Source organism: Comamonas sp. MYb396, assembly GCF_037479555.1.
GTDB lineage: Bacteria > Pseudomonadota > Gammaproteobacteria > Burkholderiales > Burkholderiaceae_C > Comamonas.
Genome location: NZ_JBBGYU010000010.1, coordinates 53,539 through 73,411 on the forward strand (window position 1 = coordinate 53,539; position 19,873 = coordinate 73,411).

Genomic DNA, 19,873 nt, shown 5'->3' on the forward strand with positions numbered 1-19,873 from the left:
GCGCCTCCCTGCGCTTGTCGCCATGCCTGGCCGCTCTGGCGCCCCAGCCATCGGGGCATGCGCGCCCACCGACCTGCGGCGCTTGCGGGGGCCAGGCAGCGTTCCATCAGCTTACTGCGGACGCATCTTGCGCACTTCGTCGTCGCTGGGCAGGTAGTCCTTGCCATCGCGGTAGACATAGTCCACCAGCTCGCCCTTACCGCCCACGTTCTTGAGCTTGCCCACATAGGCGCCCATGGTCGATTGGTGGTCCTGCGCGCGCCAGGTGATCGGGCCAAACGGCGACACGACCTGCAGGCCTTCAAAGGCCTTGATCAGCGCCTCGGTGTCGGTGCTGCCGGCCTTCTTGATGCCCTCGGCCAGCGACTTGATACCGGCATAGCCAACGACCGAGCCCTGGCGCGGGTAGTCCTTGTACTTGGCCTGGTAGGCGTCAAAAAAGGCCTTGTGCTCGGGCGTCTTCAGGCTGTGCACCGGGTAGCCGGTGACGATCCAGCCATTGGGCGTTTCGGCCTTCAAGGTGTCGAGGTACTCGGGCTCGCCGCTCAGCACGCTGACGACCTCGCGGTCCTTGAACAGGCCGCGCGTATTGCCTTCGCGCACAAACTTGGTTAGGTCGGTGGCAAACAGCACGTTGAAGATCGCATCGGGCTTGGCATCGGCCAGCGCCTGCACGACGCTGCCGGCATCGACCTTGCCCAGCACGGTGGCCTGCTCGGTGACAAACTCCACATCGGGCTGCGCCGCCTTCATCTGCGCCTTGAAGGTGGCGACCGACGACTGGCCGTACTCGTAGTTGGGGTAGACCAGGGCCCAGCGCTTTTTCTTGAGCTTGAGCGCCTCTTCGACCAGCATCGACACCTGCATATAGGTCGAAGGGCGCAGGCGGAAGGTGTAGGCATTGCCGTTGCTCCAGACCATCTTGTCCGTCAGCGGCTCGGTGGCCAGGTAGAAGAACTTGCGTTGCTTGGCAAAGTCGGTCAGCGCCATGCCGGTGTTCGACAGAAAGCCGCCGGCCAGCACATCGACCTTTTCGCGCGCGATCAGCTCCTCAGCCACGCGCACGGTATCGCCCGGGTTGGCATTGTCGTCGCGCGTGATCAGCTCGAGCTTCTTGCCGTTCACGCCGCCTGCGCGATTGACCTCGTCCACCGCCAGCTCCATGCCGCGCTTGTAGGGCTCCAAAAACGCGGGCTGGTTCTTGTAGCTGTTGATCTCACCGATCTTGATGACACCGGCCGCCTGGGCAGCCGAGGCCCCCAGGCCAGCGAGCAGCAGCGCACTGGCCGTGCGGGACAACAGAGGGGTGCGGGCAGAAATAGGCATGCAAAAGTCTCCAGGTGAGACCGGCCCCACAGCGGAGGCAGGCGCTGACATTCAGGCCGCTATTGTGACGGCTTCCGCGCGCTGTGAACGTCCGGGCCTGCAAAGGGCTGCCCGCATGCAGATCTGGACGCGGCTGCCGGTGCGGATGCCGATCAGGTTTTGACCGCTTGGTGCGATGGGTTTTGCTGCCTGCGGCGCCCTAGCCAGATCTTTTGACTAATTGCCATTCGATCACATGTATTCGTATTTCATCTAATACTAATCTTATTAAGAATTAGCCATCATCGGTTCCTCTCTCCCAGACTTTGGACCCGTGGGCATATGGCATTGATTCAGACCTTCATCGCGTTGCTTGGTGATAGCGCAGTTCTCCGCAGCCAGCAGGACCTGGCCGGCCATGTGACCGACTGGCGCGGCCGCTACCAGGGCCAGGCCCAGTGCGTGCTGTTCCCGTCGACGACGGCGCAGGTGGCGGAGGTGGTCCGGCTCTGCCATGCAGCGCAGGTGCCGGTGGTGGCCCAGGGCGGCAATACCAGCCTCTGCGAAGGCGCGATTCCGCGCGCCGATCTGCCCGAGACCGTGGTCATCAACCTGGGGCGCATGCGCCAGGTGCGCGCGGTCGATCCGGCCAACAACTCGATGGTGGTCGATGCCGGCTGCGTGCTGCAGACCGTGCAGGAGACCGCCCGCAGCCATGGGCGGCTCTACCCGGTGAGCCTGGGCGCCGAAGGCTCCTGCCAGATCGGCGGCAATATCGCGACCAATGCCGGCGGCACGGGGGTGCTGCGCTATGGCAATACCCGCGAGAACGTGCTGGGCCTCGAAGTGGTGCTGCCCGATGGCCGCATCTGGGAAGGGCTCTACGGCCTGCGCAAGAACAACACCGGCTTTGATCTCAAGCATTTGTTCATTGGCTCCGAAGGCACTTTGGGCATCATCACCGGCGCCACGCTCAAGCTCCACCCGCTGCCCACGGCGCGGGCGATGGCCTGGCTGGCGGTGGAGTCGCCCCAGGCGGCGATCGACATGCTGGCCCGTTTCCAGAGCCGCTGCAGCGCCTCGCTGTCGGCCTTTGAGATGCTCAACGATGTGCAGCTGAACATTGTGCTGAACCATGTGGCCGACCGGCGCGCGCCGCTCAGCCCCAGCTACCCCTGGCATGTGCTGGTGGAGCTGACCGACACCTGCGACGAGGCGCTGCTGTCCGCTGCGCTCGAAGAGACGCTGTCGGCTGCTGCCGAAGAGGGCCTGCTGCTGGATGCGGCCATCGCCACCAACGGCAAGCAACAGGCCGACTGGTGGGAGGTGCGCCACAGCGTCTCCGAAGGCAACAAGAAGGCCGGCATCGGCATCAACACCGACCCGGCCGTGCCGCTGTCGGCCATCCCGGCCTTCATCAGCCAGGCAACGGCTGCGGCGCACGGCATTGTGCCGGGCGCGCCCATCATCATCGTGGCCCACCTGGGCGACGGCAATGTGCACTTCATCCCGCAGCTGCAGTTTGCGCAGTGGCAGGCACTCTCGCCCGCTGAGCAGGACCAGCTCTCGCACCGCGTCAAGCAGGCCGTCAACGAAGTGGCCTGCGCGCTGGCAGGCACCTTCAGCGCCGAGCATGGCATCGGCCAGGTGCTGACCGACGAGATGGCGCTGTTCAAGCCCGCCGTCGAGCTCGATCTGATGCAGGCCATCAAGCGCGCCATCGATCCGCAGCAGCGCTTCAACCCCGGGCGCCTGCTGCCGCCCGCCCCCTGATCCCTCCCCTCCCTTGACTTCCCCTGCCTCTTCCTTCGAAAGGACACTTTATGACTGAGATCACTACCTCCCGTCGCACCGCACTGAAGGCGGCCGTGGCTGGCGCAGGCCTGATTGCTGCACCTGCCGTACTGCGTTATGCCCGTGCCACGTCCAAGCGTATCGTGGTGCGTGATGACGGCGGCATCTACACCAAGGCCTACGGCGCGGTGTACTACAAGCCTTTCACGCAGAAGACCGGCATCGAAGTGGTGGGGGTACAGGCAACGGCCGAGCCTGTGGCGCAGATCCGCAGCATGGTCGAGACCAAGAACTACACCTGGGACATGGCCAAGATCAGCCAGCCCGCCATCCTGCTGCTGACCGAAGGCGGCAAGGTGCTGCTGGAAAAGCACGGCCTGGAAAACGACCCCTTCGTCAAGACCATCCCGGCGCAATACATGTCGCCCTACGGCGTGGGCACCAATGTCTACAGCACCGTGCTGGCCTACCGCGAAGAGGCCTTCAAGGGCCGCGCCGCACCCAAATCCTGGGCCGATTTCTGGAACGTCAAGGACTTCCCCGGCCGCCGTGGCATCCGCAAGCACCCGTTCGACACGCTGGAGCAGGCCGCGATGGCCTCGGGCGTGTCTGCTGCGCAGCTGTACCCGCTGGATCTGGACCGCGCCTTCAAGGCCCTCGATGAGATCAAGCCCAAGATCGATGTCTGGTGGAACTCCGGCGCCCAGGTCGAGCAGATGCTCAAGTCCGGCGAAGTCGACATGATCGCCACCTGGGTGTCGCGCCCGCAGTCGGCCAATGCCGATGGCGCCAAGATCGGCATCGTCTGGAACCAGAACATCTGGGGCGTGGACAGCTGGTCCATCCTGGCGGGCACGCCCAATGCCGACGCCTGCCGCGAGTTCATCAAGTTCGCGTCCGAGCCCCAGCGCATGGCCTCGCTGACCCAGTACTTTGCCGCCGGCGTCACCCAGCCAGAAGCCTTCAAGTTCATCAAGCCCGAGCTGGCCAAGGAATCGCCCACCTATCCCGACAACATCAAGAACGGCGTGCAGATCGATGCCAAGTACTGGGTGGCCAACCAGGCTGCGGTGATCGAGAAGTTCAACGGCTGGGTGCTCAAGTAAGCGCTACCCGCCAGCGATGACGAAGCCTGCAGCGGCACGCCGCTGCAGGCATGTGGGAGTCTCTGCAAAGCTCCCTGCCCCGGGCGAGGGTTTTGCAGAGCCTCCGTTGGTTCATTCGTTGCACCCCGGTGCAATGGAGAAGATTGAAATGAAGAATATAAAACTGTCGATTGCGGGCCTGACCAAGCGCTACGGCTCCTTTGTCGCGCTGCACCCCACCAACCTGGAAGTGCCCGAAGGCGAGTTCCTGACCTTGCTGGGCCCTTCGGGCTCGGGCAAGACCACCTTGCTGAGCATGATCGCCGGCCTGTCCGTGCCCGATGGCGGCCAGCTGCTGATCAATGGCAAGGATGTGACCTATGGCGCGCCCTATGAGCGCGACATCGGCATGGTGTTCCAGAACTATGCGCTGTTCCCGCACATGACGATTGCCGAGAACATCGCCTTTCCGCTGAAGATGCGCAAGCTGGACCGCGCCACCGCGATGAAGCGCGCCATGGAGGCGCTGGAGCTGGTGCACCTGCCCCATGTGGCGCAGCGCTTTCCCAAAGAGTTGTCGGGCGGCCAGCAGCAGCGCATTGCGCTGGCGCGCTGCCTGGTCTACAAGCCCTCGATCGTGCTGATGGATGAGCCCCTGGGCGCGCTGGACAAGAAGCTGCGCGAACACATGCAGCTGGAGATCAAGCGCATCCACCGCGAAGCCGGCACCACCATCGTCTATGTGACCCACGACCAGGAAGAGGCGATGACCATGTCGGACCGCATCTGCCTGATGAACGGCGGCCGCATCGAGCAGCTGGGCTCGCCCGCAGACCTGTACTTCCGCCCGCGCACGCCGTTTGTGGCCGATTTTCTGGGTGAGAGCAATCTGTTCAAGGGCACGGTGGTGTCCAGCCAGGGCGGGCAGGCCCGCGTCGCGCTGACCGGCACCAACACCGAGCTGCTGGCCTCGGCCGACCAGCCACTCACCACCGGCGCCAAGGTCTGCGTGATGGTGCGCCCGCAGAACATGGCCGCCGCTGCGGCGGCCCAGGGCGCCAGCGAGCGCTTCAGCGGCCAGCTGCTCGATACGATGATCACCGGCAGCCTCACCAAGCTCTACCTGAAGGCGCCAGCGCTTAGCAGCGAGCCGGTGGTGCTGTCCTTCCCGACCTCCATCGCCAAGCATGACCACGCGCTGGGCAGCACCCTGGACTTTGGCTGGTCCAGCAGCGACGCCGTGGCCGTGCCGGAGCCCGCATGAACAGCGCCGCCACCCCCCGTGCCGCCTGGGTGAGGCCGCTGATGATGGCCGCACCGCTGGTCATGCTGTTTCTGGTGCTGCTGGTCTACCCGGTGGGCCAGTTGCTGCTGCTGAGCATCTACAGCGATGGCAGCTTCAAGTGGAACAACTACAGCCAGCTGTTCAGTTCCTCGGTGTATCTGGACACCATGTGGATCACCTTGAAGATCTCGCTGGTCACGGCGCTCTTGTCCATCGTCGGCGGCTACCCGATTGCCTACCTGGTCTCGTCGCTGCAAAAGGACAAGAAAAGCCGCTGGGTGTTCTGGATTCTGCTGTCGTTCTGGACCAGCTTTCTGGTGCGCGCCTTCGCCTGGATCGTCGTGCTGGGCCGCAATGGCCTGGCCAACCAGCTGCTGCTGGCGCTGGGCCTGCAGGATGCGCCGTCGAACATGCTCTACAGCTTTGGCGCCGTGCTCGTGGGCATGGTCCATGCGCTGATGCCGCTGGCCGTGCTGACCATGCTCTCGGTGATGGAGAACATCGACCGCAACCTGCCGCGCGCCGCGCTCACCTTGGGTGCGCGCCCGGGCACGGCGTTCTGGCGCGTCTACTTTCCGCTGTCCATGCCCGGCGTGGCTGCGGGCGCCATCATGGTCTTTGTCACCGCCGTGGGCTTTTTCATCGTGCCCCAGCTGCTGGGCGGCCGCAAGGAGACCATGATCACCCAGCTGATCATCGAGCAGGTGATGCAGGTGATGAACTGGGGCTTTGCCGGCGCCATCTCGGTGCTGCTGCTGGTCGTCGTGCTGATCGTGTTTGCGATCTATGACAAGGTGCTGGGTCTGTCGACGATGACGGGCGCACAGTCGGACAAGAGCAACCACAGCAGCGGTTTCATGCGCCAGCTGTCCGAGATGGTGCTGGGCTTGCTCGGCAGCATCAGCGACCGGCTGATTGCGCTGGTGCCGCGCTCGCGCAAACGCGATCTGCAGCAGGGGGATTCCTTCGTGCTGCGCGCCAGTGTGGTGGCCCTCTTGGTGTTCCTGAGCGTGCCTGCACTGCTGATGATCCCGATCTCTTTTGCCGACAAGTCGGGCCTGAACTGGCCGCCCCAGGGCTTTACCCTGCAGCACTACCAGGACATGCTGGCCTCGCCGCTGTGGATCAATGCCACGGTGCGCAGCTTTGTCGTGGGCTTCTTTGCCGCGCTGGCGGCCATGGCCGTGGGCACGCCGGTGGCCTTCTTGCTGGTGCGCGGCCAGATGCGCGGCAAGGCCTTGCTGCTGGCCTTTGTGCTGTCGCCGCTGATCATCCCGCGCATGATCATTGCCGTGGGCATGTTCTATTTCTTCTCCAAGGTGGGCCTGGTGGGCACCTCGCTGGGTCTGGTGCTGGGGCATACCGTCATCGCCATCCCCTATGTGGTGATGACCATGATGGCCGTGCTGCGCAACTACGACACGCGCCTGGACATGGCCGCCCAGAGCCTGGGCGCGCGCCCCTGGCAGACCTTGCGCTACGTGACCTTCCCGATCATTGCCGCCGGCCTGACATCGTCCTTCCTGTTTGCCTTTGCCACCTCGTTTGACGAGCTGACCATCTCGCTGTTTGCCTCCGGGGGCCTGAGCTCCACCCTGCCCAAGCAGTTCTGGGATGAAGTGACCCTGCAGATCTCGCCGGTGATTGCCGCCGTCTCGACCTGCCTGTTCGCCTTCATTGGCATTTTGATCACCTGTGCGGACTGGCTGCGTCGCCGCTCCGCCGCTTCTTTGAATTGATGAACCATGACTACACGTATCACCTCTGAGCAACTCCGCGGCATCTTCCCGGCACTGGCCACGCCCGTGACCGCTGACGGCCAGATCGACACCCAGGCCGTGCGCGCGCTGCTCACCCACCTGCAAGGCAGCGGCATCAGCGGCACCGTGCCACTGGGCGGTACCGGCGAGTACGGCGCGCTGTCCCGCGCCGAGCGGGCCCGCATGGTGGCCACGGTGCGCGAGCACCAGTCCGCCGACCTGCCGGTGCTGGCCGGCGTGCTCGACCCCGGCTACCACGACGCGATCGCCTCGGGCCAGGCGCTGGCCGATGCCGGCGCCGACGCGCTGATGCTGCTGACGCCCTACTACACCACGCCCTCGCAGCAAGGCATCCGCGACTACTTCATGCGCTATGCCGATGCGTCGCCGCTGCCGGTGGTGATCTACGAGATCCCCTACCGCACCCGCATCTCGATTGCGCCCGAAGTGCTGCATGAACTGTCGCGCCACGAAAACATCATCGGCATGAAGGCCTGCAACACCGACATGTACCACTTCCTCAAGGTGGTCCAGGGCGTGGATGCCAGCTTTGCGGTGCTGAGCGGCGAGGACACCATCTTCCCCGCGCAGATGCTCTGCGGCGCCCAGGGCGGCATCATCGTGACGGCCAACCTGCTGCCCAAGACCTGGACCCGCATGTACGAACTGCTGACCAGCGGCAAGACCGAAGAAGCGCTGGCCCTGCACCAGGAGTTGATTGGCCTGTTGGACCTGGCCTTTGCCGAGACCAACCCCGGCCCGATGAAGTCGGTCTGGGACCTGGTGGGCATCCAGGCCCCGCACCTGCTGGCCCCGCTGGTCGACTGCAACCCCGATTTGTCCGCCCGCCTGCGCCAGGCGCTGGCGACCCGCCTGCAGGCCGAGCGCCAGCTGGCCTGAGCGAGCACCCGCCATGCTGCCCGCCATCAAAGACTACCGCGCGCTGGCCCGCCGGCGCCTGTCCCGCTTTGCCTTTGACTACCTCGAAGGCGGCGCCGAAGACGGCCGCAGCATGGCCCGCAACCTCGCCTCCTGGGGCGATGTCACCTTCTTGCCGCGCACGATGGTCGATGTCAGCCAGGTGGATACCAGCATCACCTTGTTTGGCCGCAAGCAGGCGATGCCCGCTTTTGTAGGCCCGACCGGGCTCAACGGCCTGTACTGGCCGCAGGCCGAGCAGGTGCTGGCCCGCGCAGCGCATGCCGCCGGCCTGCCCTTTGTGATGTCGACCGCCTCCACGTCGCTGTTGGAAGATGTGCGCGCCGCCAGCCCGGGCGATCTGTGGCTGCAGCTCTATGTGCAAAAGGACCGGCGCATTGCGCAAAGCATGATGGCGCGCGCGCAGGCGGCGGGCTTCAGCGCGCTGATGCTGACCGTGGACACCATGGTGCATGGCAAGCGCGACCACGATGTGCGCAACGGCTTTCGCATGCCCGTGCCCTGGACGCCCCGGCTGCTGGCCGACCTGCTCAGCCACCCGCGCTGGTGCCTGCGCATGCTGCGCCAGGGCGGCTCGCCGCAGCTGGTCAACCTGGCGCGCAGCGCCGGGGTGGAGAGCAATATCCAGAAGCAGGCCGCCGCGATGAGCCGTGAAATGGACATGGCCCTGCGCTGGGAAGACCTGGCCTGGGTGCGCCGCCACTGGCAGGGCCCGGTCATCGTCAAGGGCCTGCTGAGCGCCCAGGATGCCCAGCGCGCGCTGCAGGCCGGCGCCGATGGCATCGTGGTCAGCAACCACGGCGGGCGCCAGCTGGAGTGCGCACCCGCACCGATGGCGCAATTGCCGCAGATTGCCGACGCCGTTCATGGCAAGATGCATATCTTTGTCGATGGCGGGGTGCGCCGCGGCAGTGACATCGCCAAAGCCCGGGCGCTGGGGGCCGATGCCGTCTTGCTGGGGCGCGCGCCTCTGTACGGGCTGGCCTCGCGCGGGCCCCAGGGCGTGGCCGAGGTTCTGGAGATACTGCGCGCCGAGCTGGAGACCACCCTCCGATTGCTGGGCGCCCCGCAGGCCACCAGCCTGGACGCGACCTTTCTGCAAAAATACTAGACAGTGACCCGAGACAGCCGCTTTTTACGATGCCTAAAACCACACACAGCATTGCCGAGCCCGTAGCAAGCGTTGAACCCACCGCCCGTGAATCCTCATTGTTTGTCGGCTCGCTGGCCAAGGCCTTCCAGGTGCTGGAGGCCTTTCGCGACACCCACCGCGAGATGTCGCTCGCCGAGATTGCACGCGCGGCCCAGCTCGACCGCAGTGCCACCCAGCGCATCATCTTCACCCTGGAGAAGCTGCGCTATATCCGGCGCCTGCCCGGCTCCAACCTCTACACGCTCGCGCCCGAGGTGCTGCGCCTGTCCTACAACTACCTGCGCTCGCAACGCATCGTCGAGCGTGCCTACCCCTACCTGATCGAGATGACCCACACCCTGGGCGAGACCTCGAACCTGCAGGAGATGGATGGCAACGAGGTGGTCTTTATCGCCAAGGTGCCGGGCCGCTATATCTACAACTCGGACTTTGCCGTGGGCTCGCGCCTGCCTGCGGCCTATACCGCCTCGGGCCGCGCCATGATGGCCAAGCTGCCGATGGACGAGCGCCTGCGCCTGATCGAATCGACCCCACTGGTCAAGATCACCGCGCAGACCATGACCGACCCCGAGGAGCTGCTGCGCTGCATCGAAGACGCCGAGCGTGACGGCTATGCGATTGTGCAGAACCAGACCGTGGTGGGCGATATCTCGGTGGCCGCCGCCATCACCGGCCGGGGCGGTGTGCCCATTGGCGCGATCACCATCTCGGCCCCCTCCACCCGCTGGGGCACGGCCAAGGCCGAGGCCGAGCTGCTGCCCCATGTGCTGCTGGCGGCGACCTCGATCTCCAACATCCTGGATAACTTCTAGACGATCAACGTTATTCGGCCAAGTCGAAAATAGGCATGGATTCAGCGAAAAACCCCGCTCACAACGCGCCGATATGTCCATATGACGTTTAAGTTGTATGAATAGTGAACAATAGCGTTTATAGATATACACAAGACCAACTGACTACTGCACTGCTATGAGCGCCTTTCTCGAAGAACGTGTCCTGTCTGTTCACCACTGGACCGATCGTTTGTTCTCCTTCACGACCACCCGTGATCCCGCGCTGCGTTTTTCCAGCGGCCACTTCACGATGATTGGGCTGAAGGTCGATGGCAAGAACCTGCTGCGCGCCTATTCCATCGCCAGCCCCAACTACGAGGAGCACCTGGAGTTCCTGTCGATCAAGGTCGATGACGGCCCGCTGACCAGCAAGCTCCAGCACATCCAGGTGGGTGACACCATCATCGTCGGCAAAAAGCCCACCGGCACCTTGCTGGTCGATTACCTGCTGCCGGGCAAGAACCTGTACCTGATCGGCACCGGCACGGGCCTGGCGCCCTGGCTGTCGGTAGCGCGCGACCCCGAGACCTATGACCACTTCGAAAAGGTTGTTGTGGTGCACGGCGTGCGCCAGGTTCAGGAACTGGCCTACCAGCAGCTGCTCGAAGAAGAGCTGCCCAACCACGAGTTCCTCGGCGAAATCGTCAAGGACAAGCTGGTGTACTACCCGACGGTGACGCGCGAGCCTTTCCGCAACCAGGGCCGTATCTCCAACCAGATCACTGCCGGCACCTTCCCGCAGAACATCGGCCTGCCCGAACTGAACCCGGACACCGACCGCGTGATGCTCTGCGGCAGCCCCGCGATGCTCGCTGAGCTGAAGGAACTGCTGGAAGCCAAGGGCTTCAAGGAAGGCAATACCTCGACGCCGGGCGACTTTGTGGTGGAGCGCGCCTTCGTCGAGAAGTAAGCAGCGCCCGCCCAATGAAAAACGACCCTCGGGTCGTTTTTTGTTGTCTGCAGCGCAGATTAGATCAGCTGCTCGGTGTAGAAATTGCCACCGTGGTAGAGCAGCGGCGGCACGCCCACCACATGCTGGCAGTGCGCGACCTCGCCGACCAGGACCACATGGTCGCCCGCATCATGGTGGGGGCCGTTGCGGCACTCAAAGCTGGCAATGGCGCCGGCGAGCAGCGGCACGCCGGTCACGCCCATTTCATACTCCACGCCCGCCCAGCGGTCGATGCCCTTGCGGCTGAACTGCAGGGCCAGCTCCTTTTGGTGCGCGCCCATCACATTGATCGCGTAGTGGCTGACACTCTCGAACACCGGCATCGAGGTGGCGGTCTTCATCAGGCTCCACAGCACCAGCGGCGGCGTGAGCGAGGCGGAATTGAAGGAGCTGATCGTCAGCCCGACCTTGTTGCCATCGGGCGCCAGCGCCGTCACCACGGCCACCCCGGTGGCGAACTGGCCCAGCGCATTGCGAAACTCACGTTCGGAAAACGAGGCAGAAACAGGCGATTGCAGGTGTTCGGGGGGGAGGGAGCGGTTCACGGGGCAGGCAGACGGCAGGGGCAGACGCCATGCCGTCAAAAGCATGGATAGCGGTCATTATCGGCCAGGGGGCGAGGCCCCTGCGCGCGTAGGTGCTTGAAAACAAGGCAGGCGGGCCGCATCTGCGGGGGAAACACACGGCGAGAAGCAAACCTATGTCCTTGATTCCCAACTTCGCGATGCTCGGCAGTGGCCCGACGGTGCTGATGCTCCACGATGCCGACACCGACCACCTGGGCTTTGCCCCGCAGGTGGAGCTGCTCGCCAGCCAGGGCTACCGCGCGATCGCCTGGGACATGCCTGGCTACCATGCCAACCCGCCGCCCTATGGCGGCTACAGCCTGAAGGCGCTGGCCGCCACGGCGGACGGCCTGCTCGAAGCGCTGAAGATTGGCCGCGCCCATATCGTTGGCCATGGCATGGGCGCGATGGTGGCCGCCGAGCTGGCCCTGCGCCACCCCACCCGCGTGCGCAGCCTGAGCCTGGTGGCCGGCGGCCCGGCGCTGGGGGCGGACAGCCAGCAGCACTGGGTGCAGACGCGCCAGCAACTGCTGGCCCAGTGCCAGCAGCAGGCCAGCACCGAGGCGGTGCAGATGCAGCGCTTTGCCGAGCTGCTGGTGCAGCTGCAATCGGGCCAGCAGGCCTTGCCCGAAGGGCTGCAGCTGGCGCGCCATGCAATCACCCAGATCCAGCCGCTGGCCTATGGCCGCATGCTGGAGATGCTGGCCGGCCCCAGCACCCTCGCCGAGCGCCTGCCCCACCTCAGCCAGCGCTGCCTGCTGGTGAGCGGCGGCCAGGATGTCTGCATGCCGCCCCAGCGTATGCAGGCGCTGGCAAACCAACTGCCCGACGCTCGGCATGCCTGCCTGGAGGGCGTTGGCCACTGGCCCCAGCTGGAGAGCCCCGATGCCTTCGAGGGCCTGCTGCTCGACTTTTTGGCGACCCAGCGTGCCACGGTGCACTAGGAAAAACCCGTAAATCCGGCGCCTGCGGCGGCGCTTTGCCTCTGCAGTTGGTTGACTTGCCATCCTGGCAATGCAGCCCGCTTGGCGCCACCGGGGCAAAAAACTGGCATGCTATGGGGTTTGGCGTGCAGCCCGTCACTTTCCTGGAGCCTCTCCAGGCTGGCGGACGGCCACCATGATCGGCAGCGGCTCCCCACAGGACGCTGCTGTCCCTGTTGCCAACTGAAGGATTAGTCCCGTGTCCCCCTCTTCCCTGACCTTTGCCGTCACCCCATCGAGCCAGCCACGCAGCGCCCAAGAGCGCGCCAAGATTCTGGACAACCCGGGTTTTGGTCTGCACTTCACCGACCACATGGTCTCGGTGCACTGGGACAAAGAGGGCGGCTGGCGCGATGCGGCCGTGACCCCTTACGGCCCGATTGCGCTGGACCCTGCGGCCGCCGTGCTGCACTACGGCCAGGAAATCTTTGAAGGCATCAAGGCCTACCGCCATGCTGACGGCTCGGTCTGGACCTTCCGCCCCCAGGCCAATGCCGAGCGCCTGCAGCGCTCCGCCCGCCGCCTGGCGCTGCCGGAGCTGCCGGTCGATATCTTTGTGGAATCGCTCAAGCAAATCATCGCCGTGGACAAGGACTGGGTGCCCAGCGGCAACGAAGCGAGCCTCTACCTGCGCCCCTTCATGATCGGTGACGAAGTCTTCCTGGGCGTGCGCAGCGCCCACAAGGCCACCTACTACGTGATCGCCTGCCCCGCCGGCCCCTACTTTGCCAAGGGCGTGGCGCCCGTGGCGATCTGGCTGTCCACCGACTATGCCCGCGCGGCCAAGGGTGGCACGGGTGCCGCCAAGTGCGGCGGCAACTATGCCGCTTCGCTGCTGCCCCAGCAGCAAGCGCAGGACAACGGCTGCTCGCAGGTGCTGTTCCTCGACCCTGCCGAAGGCAAGTACCTCGAAGAGCTGGGCGGCATGAACGTGTTCCTGGTCTACGGCAAGCAAAACAAGCTGGTCACCCCCGCGCTGTCGGGCAGCATTCTGGAAGGCATCACGCGCGACTCGCTGCTGCAACTGGCACGCGACCGTGGCATGGTGGTCGAAGAGCGCAAGATCGCTGTGGACGAGTGGAAGCAAGGCGTCGCCTCCGGTGACATCACCGAAGTGTTTGCCTGCGGTACCGCTGCCGTCATCACCCCCATCGGCCAGCTCAAGGGCGAAGGCTTCTCGGTGGGCGACCTGTCGGCCCCGGCTGGCGAAGTCACGATGGCCCTGCGCAAGGAACTGACCGACATCCAGTACGGCCGCGCCCCTGACCGCCACGGCTGGCTGGTGCGTCTGGACGCCTGATTCGTCCGCGATAAACGCTAAAAGGGCCGCACAGTGTGCGGCCCTTTTTCATGGCGTTGTCCGTTGCCGTTCAGGCGGCGACTGCGGCCCGGCGCTTGGCTTCGCTTTCATAGCCGTAGAAGCCAAACTGCATCTCTGGCATGCGGCCGCTCACCAGCTCGGCCATGGCCTTGCCGCTGCCGGCGCCATGGGTCCAGCCCAGGGTGCCGTGGCCGGCATTGATCCAGAGCTTGCCGATCTTGGTGCGGCCGATGAAGGGGATATTGGTGGGGGTGGCGGGGCGCAGGCCGGTCCAGAACTGCGGGTTGCCACCTTGCTCGGGCAGGCGGGTGTCGCAGACGCCGGGCATCAGCTCCTCGATGCGGCGCGCCAGCATATGGCAGCGGGCCTTGGCCAGCGGGCTGTCCAGCGAGCTGTCAAAACCGTTGAGCTCGATCGTACCGGCCACGCGCAGCTGGTTGCCCAGGCGGCTCATCGCCAGCTTGTTGCCATCATCAATGCAGCTGACAAAGGGCGCGGACTCGGGTTTCAAGATCGGCAAGGTGGCGCTGTAACCCTTGCCGGGGTAGATGGCGACATTCAGGCCCACGGTGCGCAGCAGCGGCGCGGTGTAGCTGCCGCAGGCGACGATGACGGCATCGCCCTGCAAGGTGCGCGGACTGCTGTCGGCGCCCGCTGCGGTGGCGCGCACGGTGACGGAGTCGATCGCGCCACCGGCCACATTCAGCCGCTCAACACGGTGGTTGTAGAGAAACTGCACGCCGCCTTGGGCGCAGAGCTGGGCGAGCTTTTGCGTGAACACCCGCGCATCGCCGCTCTCGTCGCTCTCGGTAAAGGTGCCGCCCTTGATCTGCGCGGCATAGGGCTTGAAGGCGGGCTCGATCTTCAAAAACTCTTCGGTGCTGACCATGCGGCGGTTCACACCGTACTGGCGCATCAGGTCGACGGCCATCTGCGCATCCTGCACCGCTTCGTCGCTGGTGAAGAAGTGGGCAATGCCGCGCTCGAGCCGGTTGAACTGGATGCCAGTCTGCGCCACCATCGCCTTCAAGGCGTTGTGGCTATAGGCACCCAGCGCGACGATCTGCTGCACATTGCGGGCAAAGGAGCGGTCATTGCACTCGGCCAGAAACTGCGTGAGCCAGCGCCATTGCTGCGGATCGGCATGGGGGCGCAGCAGCAGCGGGGCCTCCTTGTCGAACATCCACTTGAGCGCCTTGAGCGGGGCATGCTTGTTGGCCCAGGGCTCGCAGTAGCTCACCGAGATCTGCGCGGCATTGGCATAGCTGGTCTCCAGCGCCGCGTCCGGTTGGCGATCCACGACGGTGACGTCATGGCCGAGTTGCAGCAAATGCCAGGCAGTGCTGGTGCCGATGATGCCGGCGCCGAGGATGATGACTTTCATGCCTCTCAGTGTCTGGCATCTTGGCTGTAACATAAAGTGCAATTAAACTTCTTCAAGATTCATCAGTTCTTCTAATACTGGAGCCCCATGAGCAACCTGGACCCGGTCGCGCTGGAATGCCTGGCCGCCGTGATTGAAGAAGGCGGTTTCGAGAAGGCCGCGCTGCGCCTGAATGTGACGCAATCGGCCGTCTCGCAGCGGCTGCGCGCGCTGGAGGCGCAGATCGGCTCGGTGCTGGTGGTGCGCAGCCGCCCGCTGCGGCCCACCGCTGCCGGCCAGCTGCTGCTCAAGCACACCCAGCAGCTGCGGCTGCTGCGCACCGACCTGGAGCAGGAGCTGCACAGCCTGCTGCCCCACGCCATGGGCCGCAGCGCGCATGACGAGGCCATCTCGATTGCCATCAATGCCGACAGCATTGCCACCTGGGCGCTCGATGCGCTGCAGGACATCGCACTGCAGCAGCTGCCGCTGGAGATCATCACCGACGACCAGGACCACACGCTGGAGCTGCTGCGCACCGGCGAGGTGCTCGGCTGCGTCACCACCATGCCGCAGGCGCTGCGCGGCTGCCGCGTGACCGCGCTGGGCGCCATGCACTACATCGCCGTGGCAGCGCCCAGTTTTGCCCAGCAGCATGTGCCGCAGGGCATCAACCGCAGCAACTTCAAGCACCTGCCGTTTCTCAGCTACAACCGCAAGGACGACATGCAGCGCGTGTTTGTCGCCCGCGCGATGGGCCTCAAGACCGTCGGCCTGCACCAGCTCTATGTGCCCAATTCCGAAGCCCAGGTGCGCGCCGTGGCTGCTGGCTGGGGCGTGGGCGTGGTGCCCGAGCTGCTGGCCCGCCCTTATCTCGCCGATGGCCGCCTGGTCAATGTGGCCGAGGCCCAGGTGCTGCGCGTGGACCTGTACTGGCACTGCTGGAATCTGCAGTCGGCCTTGCTGGGCGCCCTGAGCGACGCGATGGTGCACAGCGCCAAGAGCAGCCTGGCGCCGCCCACGGCCGCCGCGCGCGCCACCGTCAAGGCATAAAAAAACTGCCTGCACCCCAGGGGGATGCAAGCAGTTTCCGGATGTCCACAGGCATTCATCGCACCGGTGGTTCCATCCCTCCCTCATCAGTGAAATCCATTGCTTGTGCAGTATCCACGCCAAGTATTGCTATATGGTGAATAGCAAATGACAGACGCATGATCTGATCCATTTACCGAATCAGCAATACCGGCAGCTTGCTCTCGGCCAGCACCTGGGTCGCCACCGAGCCCAGCACCAGCTTGGCCAGTGCGCCATGGCCCCGGGTGCCCATGATCAGCAGGTCATAGTCACCCTTATCGGCCGTCTCGGCAATGGTCTGCGAGATCGGGCCGACGGCAGTCTCGGCCACAGCCTTGACCTGGTGGGCGGCCAGAAACTCCTGCACCGGCACCAGCACCTTCTGCGCCTCCTCGCTGTGGTAGTCATCCACCAGCGCCTTGCCCAAGGCCTTGGCGGCCCGGGGCGGCAGCAAAGGCTGCACCGTGAGCACCGTATAGTGGTGGTTGGGCGTCAGCCACTCTGCGTGCGCTGCCAGGTAATCGAGCATCTTCTGGGTGTAGGGGCTGCCATCAACGGCCAACAAAATACGCATGCCTTGACTCCTTCAAAAAGGGGTGAGGGACCCAACACCGGTGGCGCCACCAACGCTGGACTGTGGCCTGGCAAACCCGCGCTCCATCAGCAAGAACGCGCTTTACAGGCTAAATCATGTGTATCAGCTTATAGATTTATCGTCAAACGGGCATTGATGTGCATCAGGCCTGGCGATAAATTTAGGTAAAAACCCTTGGATTTGAGATTTGGCGAGGGGAGGCCGGAAATGGAGCAAACCTGGCTACACCCGCACCAAGCAATGCGGATTGAAGCTTTCCTGCTCGCCCTTGCGCGCATAGCCCAGCGGGTTGGCCACGACCCGGCATTGCCAGGGGCGGCCATCGCTGTGCTGGCCTTTGGCCACATAGTCGCTCGGAGCATGCAGATGGCCATGGATCCAGAGGTCGGCATAGGGCAGCAGGTCATCGAGCACATTGCAAAAGCCGGCGGTGCCAGGGGTCAGTCCATAGCGCGGATCGGCGCTGCGCAGGCTGGGCGCAAAGTGGGTGATGACGACGGTCTTGCCGTCAAAGGGCTCGGCCAGTGCGGCGCGCAGCCATTCCTGGCAACGCAGCGCTTCGTCGCGCATCTCGGCGGCCAAAAAGGGCTGGCCGTTGCGCTGCATCTGGGCCTTGGTCAGGTAGAAATTGGCAGCCTTGAAGGCCTTCTCGCGCTGCTTCATCAGCGCACCCAGCTCGGTCACGCCGTTGTGCAGCGCAATGGCGTCGTAGTCGGACCAGAGCGTGGTGCCGATAAAGCGTACGCCATCGATGACCAGGGTGTCGCAGTCGAGCATGGTGATGCCCAGCTTTTCGCAGCTGGCACGCAGGCGCAGCCGGGCGGTATCGAAATCCTGGTTGTCGAACTCATGGTTGCCGGGCACCAGGATCACCGGTTCGGGCCAATGGCCGCCGGCCTGTTGCGGGCTGAACTGGGTGAGGCCAAAATCGGCATCGTCCAGCATCGAGCCATTCTGGTAGGAGCCAATGTCGCCGGCCAGCACCAGCAACTGTGCGCCGGGCGCAGGCTGGGCACGGAAATGGGGGTGGGTCTCCAGATGCAGGTCGGACAGAATTTGCAGGTGCATGGTCGCCAAGCCTACCATGGGCTTTGGCGCCTTGCAGCCCCGCTACATCGGTAATTCCAGGTCAGGAAAAGCCGCCCGGGCCGAGCGCTCCAGCGCGTGCAGCATCCATTCCAGCGCCGAGGGCGGAATATGCCCGCTGCGGCTGCGCCAGAGCGCATCCACATGCACGGCCTCGACGCGCAGCGGCAGCGGCTGGAAGGCCAGCAGATCGGCGATACCGGTGGCGGGCACAAAGTGGCGCGGCAGGACAGTCAGCAGATCGGTGCGCGCCACCACGCGGGCGGCGGTGAAGTACTGGTTCACCGTCAGCACCACCCGGCGTTTGCGGCCGATCGATGCCAGCGCCTCGTCCAGAAAGCCAAAGGGCTGGCCGGAAAAGCTCACCAGCATATGGCGCGCATCGCAGTAGCGCTCCAAAGTCAGCAAGCCCTCACTCAAAGGGTGATCCTTGCGCATCACGCAGAGGTATTCGCCGTCATAGAGGCGCCGGCTCTCGAAATCCACCAGGTCCCCCGACTGGGCGCGGGCCGTCATCTCCGCGAGCACAAAGGGGAAATAGCCCACGGCCAGGTCGGCGGTCTCGGCTTCCAGCTCCTCGCGCGGATCCCGGGTAGTGAGTGGTTGCACATGCACAGAGACGCCTGGTGCCTCGGTCTCCAGAATATGCATCAGGCTGGGCAGCAAGGTGGCGGCGGTCGCATCGGCCATCGCCACGACAAAGGCCTGGGTCGCATGCGCGGGGTCAAAGCGCTCCGGTGCAAAGCTGGCCTGCAGGCGCGCCAGCGATTCGCGCACCACCGGCCACAGCGCATTGGCCAGCGGCGTGGGCTCCACGCCCTGGCCGCTGCGCACCAACAGTTCGTCATGCAGCGCCTCGCGCAAGCGCCGCATCGCATTGCTGACTGCCGGCTGGGTGATGGCTAGCTTGTCGGCCGCCCGGGTCAGGCTGCGCTCATTCATCACCTCGTCGAATACACGCAAGAGGTTCAGGTCCAGGTGCCGAAATTGGTGGGGCAGCATTTTCAATCCTTTGCAGCGCTGGGCGAACCGCAATACATCACTGACATGAATGATACAGATTCAAAAGATAAATTTGAGAACGTCTAGGGTAAACCCTATACTTCGTTCATCGCTTCAAAGAAGCATTAATACCAAAGACATCCATCATGACCAACAGTTTTGTACACACTGACATGGCTACCGAACACACGGGCGTTCTGCGTGTGGAACGTGCTGCTGAACATCTCAAGACCACCTTCGGCACCAAGGGCGTTGGCGCATCGCTGATGCTGGCCGCGCTGGTCGCTGCCGTGCTGGTGGTTGCTACCCGCCTGGTGGACTCCGTCGCTGGCGGTAGCCACTGGATCGCTGGCTGGGCCCTGCTGTGGGCTGTCGCCTTTGTCGCCATCGCCCTGCTGGCCGCCCCTGCCCGCAACCTGAGCAGCAGCCTGCGCGCCGCCCGCCGCAGCTGGGACGAAGGCCACCGCCGCGCCCTGGAAGACGACAAGACCTGGCAAGTGGCCCTGCAAGACAGCCGCGTGATGGCTGACCTGAACCGCGCCATGAGCGACGCAGCGGTTTCGTTCTACCACAAGAACTACTGATCAACGCCGGGGTTCCTCCAGAGCCCCAGCGCCGGCAGCCACGATCTGCCTTTTCAAGAGCCACGGCATGCCGTGGCTTTTTTGTTGCTGGTGGCTGCATCTCATCCAAAGTGGATCAGCGGTTTGGGATTGCGGAACACCTCCGCCTGCGCAAGCCGCAGGTGCTAGGAAAACGCTTGGCAAGCACTTTCCT

18 protein-coding genes are annotated in these 19,873 nt (G+C 64.5%); 12 read left to right on the forward strand and 6 right to left on the reverse strand.

What is annotated here, in order from left to right; translation table 11 throughout:
- Positions 1-111 precede the first annotated feature (111 nt).
- Positions 112-1,326, reverse strand: a complete 1,215-nt coding sequence (locus tag WH265_RS20510; RefSeq protein WP_339559494.1) for an ABC transporter substrate-binding protein — start codon at positions 1,324-1,326, stop codon at positions 112-114.
- A 321-nt stretch (positions 1,327-1,647) separates the two neighbouring features.
- Here WH265_RS20510 and WH265_RS20515 point away from each other — a divergent pair, with 321 nt between their 5' ends.
- From WH265_RS20515 to WH265_RS20550, 8 genes are all read left to right on the forward strand, one after another.
- Complete coding sequence (locus WH265_RS20515) at positions 1,648-3,078, forward strand: FAD-binding oxidoreductase (protein ID WP_339559495.1); 1,431 nt, start codon at positions 1,648-1,650, stop codon at positions 3,076-3,078.
- Positions 3,079-3,128: 50 nt separating this feature from the next.
- Positions 3,129-4,205, forward strand: a complete 1,077-nt coding sequence (locus WH265_RS20520) for an ABC transporter substrate-binding protein (RefSeq protein ID WP_021029043.1) — start codon at positions 3,129-3,131, stop codon at positions 4,203-4,205.
- Between the two features lie 148 nt (positions 4,206-4,353).
- Complete coding sequence (locus WH265_RS20525) at positions 4,354-5,448, forward strand: ABC transporter ATP-binding protein (RefSeq protein WP_339559496.1); 1,095 nt, start codon at positions 4,354-4,356, stop codon at positions 5,446-5,448.
- Positions 5,445-7,208 (forward strand): ABC transporter permease subunit, encoded by a 1,764-nt coding sequence (locus WH265_RS20530; protein WP_021029041.1) that lies wholly within the window; start codon positions 5,445-5,447, stop codon positions 7,206-7,208. The genes WH265_RS20525 and WH265_RS20530 overlap by 4 nt, the downstream gene beginning before the upstream one ends.
- 6 nt (positions 7,209-7,214) lie before the next feature.
- Positions 7,215-8,129 (forward strand): 4-hydroxy-tetrahydrodipicolinate synthase, encoded by a 915-nt coding sequence (dapA, locus tag WH265_RS20535; protein WP_339559497.1) that lies wholly within the window; start codon positions 7,215-7,217, stop codon positions 8,127-8,129.
- A 13-nt stretch (positions 8,130-8,142) separates the two neighbouring features.
- Positions 8,143-9,279: an alpha-hydroxy acid oxidase gene (locus tag WH265_RS20540; RefSeq protein WP_339559498.1), complete on the forward strand. Its 1,137-nt coding sequence runs from the start codon at positions 8,143-8,145 to the stop codon at positions 9,277-9,279.
- A 29-nt stretch (positions 9,280-9,308) separates the two neighbouring features.
- Positions 9,309-10,133, forward strand: a complete 825-nt coding sequence (locus WH265_RS20545; protein WP_027011415.1) for an IclR family transcriptional regulator — start codon at positions 9,309-9,311, stop codon at positions 10,131-10,133.
- Positions 10,134-10,290: 157 nt separating this feature from the next.
- Complete coding sequence (locus tag WH265_RS20550; protein ID WP_116927613.1) at positions 10,291-11,064, forward strand: ferredoxin--NADP reductase; 774 nt, start codon at positions 10,291-10,293, stop codon at positions 11,062-11,064.
- 59 nt (positions 11,065-11,123) lie between these two features.
- On the opposite strand, the gene WH265_RS20555 is transcribed toward WH265_RS20550, so the two are convergent.
- The gene (locus WH265_RS20555) at positions 11,124-11,651 is read right to left on the reverse strand and encodes a flavin reductase family protein (protein WP_339559499.1); all 528 of its coding nucleotides are present in this window, start codon (positions 11,649-11,651) and stop codon (positions 11,124-11,126) included.
- Between the two features lie 155 nt (positions 11,652-11,806).
- Between WH265_RS20555 and WH265_RS20560 the strand changes: the two genes are divergently transcribed.
- Both WH265_RS20560 and WH265_RS20565 read left to right on the forward strand, forming a co-directional pair.
- Positions 11,807-12,616 carry an alpha/beta fold hydrolase gene (locus WH265_RS20560; RefSeq protein ID WP_339559500.1) on the forward strand — a complete coding sequence of 270 codons (810 nt, stop codon included), beginning with the start codon at positions 11,807-11,809 and terminating at the stop codon, positions 12,614-12,616.
- 238 nt (positions 12,617-12,854) lie between these two features.
- Positions 12,855-13,955 (forward strand): branched-chain amino acid aminotransferase, encoded by a 1,101-nt coding sequence (locus WH265_RS20565; RefSeq protein ID WP_021029035.1) that lies wholly within the window; start codon positions 12,855-12,857, stop codon positions 13,953-13,955.
- Positions 13,956-14,025: 70 nt separating this feature from the next.
- On the opposite strand, the gene WH265_RS20570 is transcribed toward WH265_RS20565, so the two are convergent.
- The gene (locus WH265_RS20570; protein ID WP_339559501.1) at positions 14,026-15,360 is read right to left on the reverse strand and encodes a D-amino acid dehydrogenase; all 1,335 of its coding nucleotides are present in this window, start codon (positions 15,358-15,360) and stop codon (positions 14,026-14,028) included.
- Between the two features lie 87 nt (positions 15,361-15,447).
- Here WH265_RS20570 and WH265_RS20575 point away from each other — a divergent pair, with 87 nt between their 5' ends.
- Positions 15,448-16,392 carry a LysR family transcriptional regulator ArgP gene (locus tag WH265_RS20575; protein WP_339516736.1) on the forward strand — a complete coding sequence of 315 codons (945 nt, stop codon included), beginning with the start codon at positions 15,448-15,450 and terminating at the stop codon, positions 16,390-16,392.
- Between the two features lie 172 nt (positions 16,393-16,564).
- Here the strand turns inward: WH265_RS20575 and WH265_RS20580 are convergent, their stop codons facing one another.
- The 3 genes from WH265_RS20580 to WH265_RS20590 form a co-directional block, all read right to left on the reverse strand.
- Complete coding sequence (locus WH265_RS20580) at positions 16,565-16,987, reverse strand: universal stress protein (protein WP_339559502.1); 423 nt, start codon at positions 16,985-16,987, stop codon at positions 16,565-16,567.
- 243 nt (positions 16,988-17,230) lie between these two features.
- Positions 17,231-18,076 (reverse strand): metallophosphoesterase, encoded by an 846-nt coding sequence (locus tag WH265_RS20585; protein WP_339559503.1) that lies wholly within the window; start codon positions 18,074-18,076, stop codon positions 17,231-17,233.
- 42 nt (positions 18,077-18,118) lie between these two features.
- On the reverse strand, positions 18,119-19,096 hold the full coding sequence (locus WH265_RS20590; RefSeq protein WP_021029030.1) for a LysR family transcriptional regulator: 978 nt from the start codon (positions 19,094-19,096) through the stop codon (positions 18,119-18,121).
- Positions 19,097-19,269: 173 nt separating this feature from the next.
- On the opposite strand from WH265_RS20590, the gene WH265_RS20595 reads away from it, so the two are divergent.
- Positions 19,270-19,680: a hypothetical protein gene (locus WH265_RS20595; RefSeq protein WP_239645084.1), complete on the forward strand. Its 411-nt coding sequence runs from the start codon at positions 19,270-19,272 to the stop codon at positions 19,678-19,680.
- Positions 19,681-19,873: the final 193 nt, after the last annotated feature.

Bases quoted from the DNA above. Each gene is read 5' to 3' on its own strand.
- WH265_RS20510 (WP_339559494.1), bottom strand. From the start codon at position 1,326: ATGCCTATTTCTGCCCGCACCCCTCTGTTGTCCCGCACGGCCAGTGCG.
- WH265_RS20515 (WP_339559495.1), top strand. From the start codon at position 1,648: ATGGCATTGATTCAGACCTTCATCGCGTTGCTTGGTGATAGCGCAGTT.
- WH265_RS20520 (WP_021029043.1), top strand. From the start codon at position 3,129: ATGACTGAGATCACTACCTCCCGTCGCACCGCACTGAAGGCGGCCGTG.
- WH265_RS20525 (WP_339559496.1), top strand. From the start codon at position 4,354: ATGAAGAATATAAAACTGTCGATTGCGGGCCTGACCAAGCGCTACGGC.
- WH265_RS20530 (WP_021029041.1), top strand. From the start codon at position 5,445: ATGAACAGCGCCGCCACCCCCCGTGCCGCCTGGGTGAGGCCGCTGATG.
- dapA (WP_339559497.1), top strand. From the start codon at position 7,215: ATGACTACACGTATCACCTCTGAGCAACTCCGCGGCATCTTCCCGGCA.
- WH265_RS20540 (WP_339559498.1), top strand. From the start codon at position 8,143: ATGCTGCCCGCCATCAAAGACTACCGCGCGCTGGCCCGCCGGCGCCTG.
- WH265_RS20545 (WP_027011415.1), top strand. From the start codon at position 9,309: ATGCCTAAAACCACACACAGCATTGCCGAGCCCGTAGCAAGCGTTGAA.
- WH265_RS20550 (WP_116927613.1), top strand. From the start codon at position 10,291: ATGAGCGCCTTTCTCGAAGAACGTGTCCTGTCTGTTCACCACTGGACC.
- WH265_RS20560 (WP_339559500.1), top strand. From the start codon at position 11,807: ATGTCCTTGATTCCCAACTTCGCGATGCTCGGCAGTGGCCCGACGGTG.
- WH265_RS20570 (WP_339559501.1), bottom strand. From the start codon at position 15,360: ATGAAAGTCATCATCCTCGGCGCCGGCATCATCGGCACCAGCACTGCC.
- WH265_RS20575 (WP_339516736.1), top strand. From the start codon at position 15,448: ATGAGCAACCTGGACCCGGTCGCGCTGGAATGCCTGGCCGCCGTGATT.
- WH265_RS20580 (WP_339559502.1), bottom strand. From the start codon at position 16,987: ATGCGTATTTTGTTGGCCGTTGATGGCAGCCCCTACACCCAGAAGATG.
- WH265_RS20585 (WP_339559503.1), bottom strand. From the start codon at position 18,076: ATGCACCTGCAAATTCTGTCCGACCTGCATCTGGAGACCCACCCCCAT.
- WH265_RS20590 (WP_021029030.1), bottom strand. From the start codon at position 19,096: ATGCTGCCCCACCAATTTCGGCACCTGGACCTGAACCTCTTGCGTGTA.
- WH265_RS20595 (WP_239645084.1), top strand. From the start codon at position 19,270: ATGGCTACCGAACACACGGGCGTTCTGCGTGTGGAACGTGCTGCTGAA.